We start from the raw sequence: 10,169 nt of genomic DNA on the forward strand, positions 1-10,169 counted from the left end.
ACCATGGCGTGCGCGTCATTGAAATCAACGAGGGTTCGCGCCCCATCCGCACCGTCTCCACGGCCGTGCTGGGCCTGATCGCCACGGCCGACGACGCGGACCCGGCAGCCTTCCCGCTCGACACGCCCGTGCTTGTCACCAACGTGCTGGCCGCCATGGGCAAGGCCGGCAAGAGCGGCACCTTGTACCGCAGCCTGGCGGCCATCGCCGCGCAGACCAAACCCCTGACCATCGTGGTGCGCGTGGCCCAAGGCGAGACGGAAGCGGAAACCACGAACAATGCCGTGGGCGGCGTGTCACCCGATGGCAAGTACCTGGGCGCCCAGGCGCTGCTGGCCGCGCAAAGCAAGTTGGGCGTGAAACCGCGCATCCTGGGCGCGCCGGGGCTGGACACCCAGGCCGTGACCAACGCGCTGGCCAGCGTGGCACAGCGCCTGCGCGGCTTCGTGTATGCGTCCGCCTATGGCTGCGCCACCGTCACGGCGGCGACCACCTATCGCGGCCAGTTCGGCCAGCGCGAGGTCATGATCATCTGGCCGGATTTTGTCAACTGGGATACCGCCACCGATGAAGAAGCCAGCATTTCCGCCGTCGCTTACGCCATGGGCCTGCGCGCCAAGATCGACGAGGAAACGGGCTGGCATAAAACCCTGTCCAACGTGGTTGTGAATGGCCCGACCGGCATCACCAAGGACGTGTTTTTCGACTTGCAAGACCCCGCCACCGATGCCGGCGTGCTCAACGCCAAGGAAGTGACCACCCTGATTAATATGGGCGGCTACCGCTTCTGGGGTTCGCGCACCTGCGAGGCGCCGGGCGGCTTCTTCTATTTCGAAAGCTACACGCGCACGGCCCAGGTGCTGGCCGACACCATCGCCGAGGCGCATTTCGCCTATGTCGATGTGCCCCTGCATCCGTCCCTGGTGCGCGATCTGCTGGAAAGCATCAATGCCAAGTTCCGCGACTTGAAATTGCAGGGCTACATCATCGACGGCCATGCCTGGTATGACGAGCAGTACAACGACAAGACGGCGCTGAAAGACGGCAAGCTGGCCATCGACTACGACTACACGCCCGTGCCGCCGCTGGAAAACCTGCGTTTCCAGCAGCGCATCACCGACCGCTACCTGGCCGACTTCGCCTCGCGCATCGCCGCGTAAGCATTCAATCACCACCCTGCCCGCGCCTGCGCGGGCGCATTGAAATACTGGAGAAATTATGGGCCTGCCCCGCAAACTGAAAAACTTCAACCTGTTCCAGAACGGCGTCTCCTTCATGGGCATGGTGCCCGAAGTCACCTTGCCGAAACTCAGCCGCAAGATGGAGGAATTCCGCGCCGGGGGCATGAGCGGCCCCGTGTCCGTGGACTTCGGCAACGAGGCGCTGTCGCTGGAATGGAGCGCTGGCGGCCTGATCGCCGAAGCCCTGAAGCAATACGGCGCGCACGCGCACGGCGCCGTGCAACTGCGCTTTGCCGGCGCCTACCAGGAAGACGATGACGGCACGGTGGCCGCCGTCGAGGTCGTCGTGCGCGGCCGTTACAAGGAAATCGATATGGGCGGCGCCAAGATGGGCGACGACACCACGCACAAATACACCATGGCTTGCAGCTATTACAAGCTGATGATCGACGGCGCCACCGTCATCGAACTGGACTTCATGAGCGGCACCGAGAACTTCGGTGGAGGCGACACGAATGCGGCCATCCGCAAGGCCATCGGCCTGTAATCCCTTTTTATTCACTACTACCCTGCAAGGACAACACCATGAACAACGATATCCAAAACCAAGCCGTCATCGAGCTGGACGACCCGATCAAACGCGGCGACAGCTTCATCACCTCGCTGACCGTGCGCAAACCCAAGGCGGGCGCCCTGCGCGGCATTTCCTTGATCGAGCTGGCCAACCTGAACGTGTCGGCCCTGCAGATCGTTCTGCCGCGCATCACCGAGCCGACCTTGACCGCGCACGACATCGCCAACATGGATCCGGCCGACCTGCTGGCCGTGGGCGCCGAGGTTGCCGGTTTTTTGGCGAGCAAAGCCGATCGCCTTTCGGTATCCCCGACGAAGTAGAAGACGCCATGGCCGACATTGCCGGCGTCTTCCACTGGACGCCGGCAGCGATGGAGGGTTTTACGATTGATGAACTGATGGCCTGGCGCGAGCGCGCCAGGCAACGAAGCGGAGCGGAATAGATGGCTGGTCGGGATTTGAAATTACAGGTAGTGTTTTCGGCGCTGGACAGGATCACGGCGCCCCTCAAAAAAATACGCGCAGCAGCTGCCCCGACCAGCAAGACGCTGCAGGAGGTCAGCCAGCGCCTGAAAGGCTTGAATGACAAGCTCAAGGAAACCAAGTACCTGCGCAAGCTACAGGAAGAATTTCGCACCACATCGAGCGAACTGAAAAAGAGCAAGCTGGCCCTGAATGACACGCGTGTCGCGTTCGACAATCAGCGCCTGGCACAGCACAAGCTGGCAAGCGAGACTCGGGCAGCGCGCACCGAATTCAAAGGCCTGCAGCTTGAACTGATGCGCACGCGGGAACCCAGCGGCAAACTTTCGGCCAGCTTTGCGCTGGCGCGCGACAACCTCACCAGGCTGGAACTGAAATACAGTCAGTCGCAGGAAAAGCTGCGCAGCCTGAAAACGACTCTCGGCCAGGCCGATGCGGCAGTGACCAGGATCAGCGCAAGCAAGCTCAAGCTGGCTCAAAACTTGACCCTCGTGCGGCAAAAGATGGATGCCGCCGGCACCAGTACGTCAAAAATGCGCCAGCATGAACGGACGCTGGCCACCGACATCGCTGCAGCCAACACGCAGTTGGAAATCCAGCAGAAGAAGCTGGCCACCCTCAAGGCGCGCCAGGATCGCGTGGCCACCGCACAGCACGGCGCGGCAAAAGCCAGGGCCATCGCCGGCGGCGTGGCCAGCGCGGGCGTGGGCGCCACCGTGGCGGGAGCGGCAATAGGCGCCCCTGTGGTCAAGGGATTGCACGAAGCGAAACACTACGAAATCGAAACAGCGCGCATCCGTGCGCTGGGCACGCGCACGGGCCAGGAAAAAGAACACGCCATCGAGTTTGCCAAGCAGCTCAAAACGTATGGCGTCAGCCAGCTGGAAAAAACGGAAATGATCCGCGATTCCATTTCGATCTTCGCCGATGGCCACCACGCCGAAATGGCCCTGCCCACTATGTCGAAGATGAAATTCATCAACGATACGCTCTACCCGGAATCGGCCGGCGAGCGCAACGCGCAACTGTTCGCCATGCAAAAGGTCATAGAGCTGCGCGGCAACGCCGGTTCCGTCGAAGCCTTCAAGAGCGACGCGGACCGCGTGCAAAAGGTGATCGCGGCGACGGGTGGCCGGGTCGGTGGCGAAGACTGGCGGCAATTTACGATCCGCAGCGGCGTGGCCGGCAAAGGCCTGAACGACAATGCCTTCTTCAACCAGATGGAACCCATGTTGCAGGAACTGGGCGGCTCGACTGCGGGCGTGGGCTGGCGTTCCCTGTACAACAACATTTACCAGGGCAAGGGCACGCAGCGCGCGGCCAGGGAAATGCAAAGCCTGGGCCTGCTGAGCGGCAAGCACATCAAGTATGACAAGGTGGGGCAGATCAAGTACATCCAGGCCGGCGCGCTGCTGGAAGGGGAAATGTTCCAGAAAAGCCCGCTCGACTGGATTGAAAAAGTATTCCTGCCCAAGCTGGCGGCCAAGGGCATCACCGACAAGGACGAGATCAACAGCAAAATCGGCGCCCTGGTTTCGAACAGCAACGGCGCCGCCTTCCTGATGCGCATGGTCGACCAGCGCGCACAGATCCGCAAGAGCGAACGCCTCAATCAGAATTCGGAAGGCATGGACAGCCTGCACGTGCGCGCGCGTGGCCTTGGGGCCGGAGCGGAGCGGGAGACGCTGGCCAAGGTTTCCGACCTCAAGCTAGTCATGGGTGAAAAAATCCTGCCTATGTACACGCAGGGGCTGGAAATGGCGATTGCCGCCATGACGCGCCTGAATGGTTTCATGGAACGCAACCCGACCGTGGCCAAAGTCATGATCGCCGGTTTTGCTGTCCTTGCCGGCGTCCTGCTGGTGCTCGGCCCGCTGATGCTCGGCATCGCCGCCCTGATCGGCCCGTATGCCATGCTGCACGTCATGTTCGCCAAGATGGGCGTGACGGGCGGCGTGCTCACGCCGATCTTGCGCGGCCTGGGTGGCGCCTTCATGTGGGCGAGCCGCGCCGTGCTGTGGCTGGGGCGTGCCCTCTTGATGACGCCCATCGGCCTGGCCGTGACGGCCATCGCCGGCGCCGCCTACCTGATCTACAAATACTGGGAGCCGATCAAGGGTTTCTTTACCGGCATCTGGTCGCACGTCAAAACAGCGTTTGCCGGCGGCATCGGCGGCGTCAGCACCCTTATCGCCAACTGGTCGCCGCTGGGCCTGTTCTATCGCGCCTTCGCGGGCGTGCTGGGCTGGTTCGGCATCGCGTTGCCGGCCAAATTCACCGACTTCGGCGCCAGCATCCTGCAGCGCATTACCGCATCCTGGCAACCTATCGCCGCTTTCTTTGCCGATATCTGGTCACGCCTGCGCACCGTTTGTGCCGGCGGCATGGGCAGCATCACTGCCCTGATTATCAACTGGTCGCCGGTCGGCGTGTTTTACCAGGCCTTCGCTGGCGTCATGAGCTGGTTCGGCATCAAGCTGCCTGCGCAGTTCACGGAGTTTGGCGCCAACATCCTGCGCGGCCTGGTCAACGGCATCACCGGTTCCATGGGCGCCGTCAAGGACGCCATCAGCAATGCCGGTTCCAGCACCATTACCTGGTTTAAGGAAAAGTTGGGCATCCACAGTCCAAGCCGCGTGTTTGCCCAGCTAGGCGACTACACCATGCAAGGCTTGGCCGTGGGCCTGGACCGCAGCGATGGCGCGCCGATTGCCAAGGTATCAGGCCTGGCGCAGCGCCTGACGCAATTGGGCGCCGGCATCGCCATCGGCACGGCCACCGCCCTGCCCGCCAGCGCCTTCGACACGCGCGCGCCGCTGGCACAAGGCGGGTTCGGCGCCGGCATGACGATTCAGGGCGACAAGATCGAAATCACCTTCCACGTGCAGGCGGGCACCGATCCCCAGGCCATCGCCCGCGCTGTCAGCGTGGCGCTCGATCAGCGCGACCGCGAAAAGGCGGCACGCATCCGCTCGTCCCTGCGCGACCACGATTAAGAAAGAAAAGCACACCATGATGATGATTTTAGGAATGTTCGTGTTCAGCCTGCCGACCTTGGCTTATCACGAGCTGCAGCGGCAAACGGAATGGAAGCACGCCAGCACGGCACGCGTCGGCCTGCGCGACGCGCACCAGTACGTGGGGCCAGGTGACGACACGATTACCCTGTCGGGCTGGGTGGCGCCGGAACTGACCGGCTCCCTGTACTCGCTCGATGCGCTGCGCATGATGGCCGACACCGGTAAATCGTGGATTCTGATCCAGGGCACGGGCCGCATTCTCGGCTCGTACCGCATCACGAGCATGACGGAGGGCCGCACCATCCTCGACGGCAGCGGCGGCGCGCGGCGCGTCGAGTTCTCGATTGCGCTCAAGCGCGACGACGACGGCGTGCTGGCCATGCTTGGCCTGGGCGACATCGGCGACCTGAAAAACATGCTCAGCATCGACGGCATGACCAGCAGCATTGCCGGCGCGGCCAAGAATGCCGTGGGCAGCGTGGTGGGCAATGTGGTCGGCGGCATCACCTCGAAATACGGCGGCGTCGTCAGCGAAATGAAAGACAAGATCGGCGGCAGCATCAGCGGCGCCATCGGCAGCGCGGCGGACAAGTTCAAATGAGCGAGCATATCCCCGCCTTCAAGGTCAGCATCGAGGATAAGGATTTGACGGCCATCGTTTCACCGCGGCTAATCAATTTGACATTGACCCTGTGCCGTGGCGACGAGAGCGACCAGCTCGATATCTCGCTCGATGACAGCGACGGCAAGCTGGCCCTGCCACCGCGCGGCGCGCAGATCGCCCTGGCGCTGGGCTGGCAAGCGTCCGGCCTGGTGGATATGGGAAAGTTCACCGTGGACGAGGTGGAGCACAGCGGCGCGCCCGACACCATCACCCTGCGCGCCAGGTCGGCCAACCTGATCGACACCTTCAAGCAGCAGCAGGAACACAGCTTTCACAAGACCACCCTGGGCGCCATCATCGAGGCGATTGCCTTCCGCAACGAGCTGGCGTCGGGCGTGTCGGCGCACCTGCGCGACACGGCAATCGAGCACATCGACCAGACCCACGAAAGCGATGCGGCCTTCCTGCGCCGGCTGGGCAGGAAATACGACGCGGTGGCCACCGTCAAGAATGACATCCTACTATTCATCCCCATCAACCAGAGTCGCACCGCCAGCGGCAAGGCGCTGCCCGTCATTCCCATCACGCGCGCCCTGGGCGACGGCCACCGCTACCACAGCGCCGAAAGCGACGCCTACACGGGCGTGCGCGCCTTCTGGCATGACGAGCGCTACGCGCGCCGCCGCAGCGTGGTGGCCGGCGTGCCCGGCAACAGCAAGCGCCTGCGCACCACTTTCGCCAACGAAACCGACGCGCGCGCGGCGGCCGTGGCCGAATGGCAGCGCATCCTGCGCGGCCTGGCCACCTTTGAAATGAACCTGGCCCTGGGCAACCCGGCCGTGTTCCCGCAATCGCCCGTGACGGTGACAGGCTTCAAGCCCGAGATCGACGCCACCGAATGGCTATCGGTCAAGGTCACGCACAGCCTGGGCGGCAACGGCTTTACCACACGCGTGGAGTTTGAAACGAAGACGGAAGCGGTCGAAGCCGAGCGCGAGGAAGAGAAAGACCCCGACGAAGGCATCACGGGCGTGGCGGCCAAGTGGAAGGACGTGGCAGCGAAGAAGAAAAAGGCGGGGCAGGAGCAGGCCGGGACGACTGGCACACTCAAGACGCTGGAGCATCTTTACAAGAGCAAACAAGCCGCGAAACGGGCGGCGCTGCATGCATGGAAACATATTGAGGAAGTGCGGGATATCATCCGCGAAAACAGTGAGGAACCTTGGATGCCTACTCAATTGGTGGGCGGCAACGGCAAAAAGACCGCCTGAACATACTTCCATATTGAACATCCGCTTCGTCCAAAAGCGATCAATCGTTTAAACGGTAACATCAATTATCTGAACTTCAGGCTTTTCAGTGACGCCAATGATATGTATAAGAGCCAGCCAGTCTTGTTGTGGTCGATCAAGAATACTTATCATGAGGTGTGTATTTTAATGTAAAATTATTGCCAGAAAGAATCTTGCAATACATTTAATATTCTATATACATCGACAACAATACGTGACTGACGTAAATTGATTTGGCAGCAGAGATATGGGGACGACGGACGCCGATTCTGCGAAAAACCATTCCACTGAACACCTTTAGCAATTCCAAGAGCTGCGACGACGGGGGACCTTCTCCATCGCCAATCAAATGGCGATAGCTCGATAGAAGTGTTCAACGTTTCATTGCGTTGATCTAATAACAACTGTGAGAGGATTTTGAATGCTTGTTTATAGCAGTAGCTTTATGTTGAATCCAAAAGATGGTCCACAGCAGATCGTTGAATTGATCGTACGCTGGATGCGTAAGCGAGCCGGGGGAGCCATAACCGCCCAAGAACTGGCGCGAGGAGTGAAGCGGAAGCGCTTGAAGGATGGAAGCACTGTCACTTCTCATACGACTCAAGTTAACTCTGCCTTATCAGACTTCCCATTTATCTTCAGCTCGGAGTTGTCGCATCGCGACGATCAGGTGCCTGGGCGCCTTTGGACTACTGGAATTGGACTCCGTCAATTGACCCAAGGCGGGCCTGTGGAATGCACCTTCCTACTCAAGTCGGATGAAGCCAGTACGAGGGTGTCTGCCCCCATCCAAGTCACGCGTCCCCGCATCGTACTGGATGTCGTAGCTCAGTGCCAGCCAGCTGCAGCAACGCCCGGACTTACTGTCAAGCAATTGAACGAGAGTAGCGCTGAGGCTTTTCTAGCGGAGGTAGAGCGTGCGAATAGGACCCACCCAATTGTCGTCATCAGTGCACGACGTGATGGCACCTATATGGTTCAACCAGAGCGTATCCGTTCGTTGCTCGTCGGTATTGCAGATGTTGTTGAAGTCACAGCTAGCGCCAATACATTCGAGATCGAAAAATTGCTTGGAAAGAAATATGGCGCTTGGGGTGGTGCTCTCAATGTGCTGTACAGATCAAAGGCCGGGCGTGACGGGGTCTACTGCGACAACTCGTTGTATCGTCCAGACAGGTTGAACGATCTCTTAGAGGCGGGTGTCAACCTTGAGTCTGAGATACTCGCGACAGTTACGCATCAGACTAACGTGCCGACTTCATGGCGCCACATCTCGCTGAACGTTGTTGATCAGGCCGTTTTGCATATGGATTTGGCAAACGCTGTCGAGAGAGCAAAACAGACAGATGAAGGTGCTGAGTATATCGTGCTGCTGGAAGATGCGATGAATCAGATGACGGCCAAAGACATTTCAATCAACGAACTTCACGCTGAATTGCAAGAACGGGATGACCGCGTTAATGCTTTAGAGGCGAATGTGCAAAGCTTGAAACATTCGTTAACGGGAATTCGCCAATCTGCAGTAGCAGCCGATGATGAGGGGCTGGAGGTCATTCAACCTCTTCGTGATGCAGTTAGTAGCCTGGTGGATGGCAGTCCGACTCCAGAGCAGTCTCTAAGCATTATCCGTACTCTTTTTCCGGATCGCATTGTGGTGCTGGAATCTGCGCTTTCCTCTGCGTGCGAATCTGAGATATTTCATCATGGTAGCAAAGCTTTTACTATGCTCTGGAAACTTGCAAATGACTACTGGACTGAGCTTTCAGAGGGCGGGGGTGATGCTGAAGGGCGGAAGGTCTTCGGGAAGAGCGGGTTTGCCCAGAATGAGGGAAGCGCATTGAGTAATGATGGGAAACGTCGTCGTACCTTTGAGTACAAAGGGCAGGACATCTTAATGGAGAAACACCTCAAGATCGGGGTTAAAGACAGCGTCGCTGAAACGCTTCGGGTGCATTTCGCCTGGGTAGCGGCTGATAGTGCAATAGTCATTGGGCACTGTGGAAAACATCTCGACTTTTGATTAACTACCCGTAAAACGCATTTCTCCATTGCGGTCAGTTTCAGCGAGCACCTTATCGGACCAACAAAACATGAGCAGACGCTAGTCCGGACACCAACGAATAAAGACCGCAAAGGCGGGCCTAGCGAAGCCACAGCGTACGCCTTCATCTGATAGCAAGATTCATATGAGGTATGCCTAGCACGTGTTAGCTTAGGCGTACCTCAATCCACCTCGCAGCAGAATCACTAACAGAAGAGCACTCACACCTGATACCAGGCGCCGTTTTAATGACACTTCCAGCAGTGTATGCGTGACCATCGTAAAAGCATGTATTTCTCAAAACCCCGAGAAACGAGTCGACGTTAGCGTCACATTTGTAAAGCGGCCAGCCCAATACAAATGCGCACATGATGAGGTAAATAAAATTCCACTTTATTACGAGCCTTTGCCGTGAGAACTTACCGATTCTCGGCAACGTTTGTCTCTCATTTTTTTTTACGGCCAACGTGGATAGTTTGAGGTGCGGTTATGTTCCCATGTATCTGTTGACCAATCTCACCATGAACGATAACTTGAGTGTGCCGTTCTGTAGACTTGGCAACTGGACTGGCTGGCATATCAGAAATACCTTCGACAACTCCCAGCACGCGAGCCTTTCCGCGCAGATCTAACCGCCGATATCCCACCAACAACTCGTTCTCGTCATCTGTCAACGAATTGCTTGTTGGAACTCCAAGCATCACATATGAGATATCGACACCCACGCCTGACAATGCAACTAGGTAGCCGGCGTCAGGCAAGGTCTTCCCTTGCTCATAATTAATCTGAGCGAGTTTTTTCACGCCACCAATTGCCGCGAACGCTTCTTGTGTAAGGCCCAGGCGTGTTCGCTCCTGCCTTAATCTATCACCAAAAATATTTTTATCCATACATCTATGTTGACAAGTATGTTTTTACATACTATAGTTACGCCATCCTGTAGCGATTACACATCATAACATTATGAAAAACGTA

General features: G+C 58.5%; 9 protein-coding genes. 8 read left to right on the forward strand and 1 reads right to left on the reverse strand.

From position 1 onward, the window contains the following. From AC54AF_RS26225 to AC54AF_RS26260, 8 genes are all read left to right on the forward strand, one after another. Nucleotides 1-1,160 (forward strand): phage tail sheath protein (locus AC54AF_RS26225; RefSeq protein WP_496638915.1); only part of this gene is annotated, 1,160 nt, incomplete at its 5' end. A 58-nt stretch (nt 1,161-1,218) separates the two neighbouring features. Further along, nucleotides 1,219-1,728 carry a phage major tail tube protein gene (locus AC54AF_RS26230; RefSeq protein WP_496638916.1) on the forward strand — a complete coding sequence of 170 codons (510 nt, stop codon included), beginning with the start codon at nt 1,219-1,221 and terminating at the stop codon, nt 1,726-1,728. Between the two features lie 38 nt (nt 1,729-1,766). Beyond that, nucleotides 1,767-2,075, forward strand: a complete 309-nt coding sequence (locus AC54AF_RS26235; RefSeq protein WP_496638917.1) for a phage tail assembly protein — start codon at nt 1,767-1,769, stop codon at nt 2,073-2,075. 8 nt (nt 2,076-2,083) lie between these two features. Then, the gene (locus AC54AF_RS26240) at nt 2,084-2,197 is read left to right on the forward strand and encodes a GpE family phage tail protein (RefSeq protein WP_496638918.1); all 114 of its coding nucleotides are present in this window, start codon (nt 2,084-2,086) and stop codon (nt 2,195-2,197) included. Nucleotides 2,198-2,212: 15 nt separating this feature from the next. Continuing rightward, the gene (locus AC54AF_RS26245; protein ID WP_496638919.1) at nt 2,213-5,233 is read left to right on the forward strand and encodes a phage tail tape measure protein; all 3,021 of its coding nucleotides are present in this window, start codon (nt 2,213-2,215) and stop codon (nt 5,231-5,233) included. Nucleotides 5,234-5,249: 16 nt separating this feature from the next. Further along, nucleotides 5,250-5,858, forward strand: a complete 609-nt coding sequence (locus AC54AF_RS26250) for a phage tail protein (RefSeq protein WP_102292441.1) — start codon at nt 5,250-5,252, stop codon at nt 5,856-5,858. Beyond that, nucleotides 5,855-7,132, forward strand: coding sequence for a phage late control D family protein (locus AC54AF_RS26255; RefSeq protein ID WP_496638920.1), 1,278 nt, complete (start codon nt 5,855-5,857; stop codon nt 7,130-7,132). Before AC54AF_RS26250 ends, AC54AF_RS26255 begins: the two co-directional genes overlap by 4 nt. 442 nt (nt 7,133-7,574) lie before the next feature. Further along, nucleotides 7,575-9,173 carry a hypothetical protein gene (locus tag AC54AF_RS26260; RefSeq protein WP_496638921.1) on the forward strand — a complete coding sequence of 533 codons (1,599 nt, stop codon included), beginning with the start codon at nt 7,575-7,577 and terminating at the stop codon, nt 9,171-9,173. A gap of 467 nt (nt 9,174-9,640) precedes the next feature. On the opposite strand, the gene AC54AF_RS26265 is transcribed toward AC54AF_RS26260, so the two are convergent. After that, nucleotides 9,641-10,084: a helix-turn-helix domain-containing protein gene (locus AC54AF_RS26265; RefSeq protein ID WP_496638922.1), complete on the reverse strand. Its 444-nt coding sequence runs from the start codon at nt 10,082-10,084 to the stop codon at nt 9,641-9,643. Nucleotides 10,085-10,169: the final 85 nt, after the last annotated feature.

Source organism: Janthinobacterium sp. JF4, assembly GCF_059617925.1.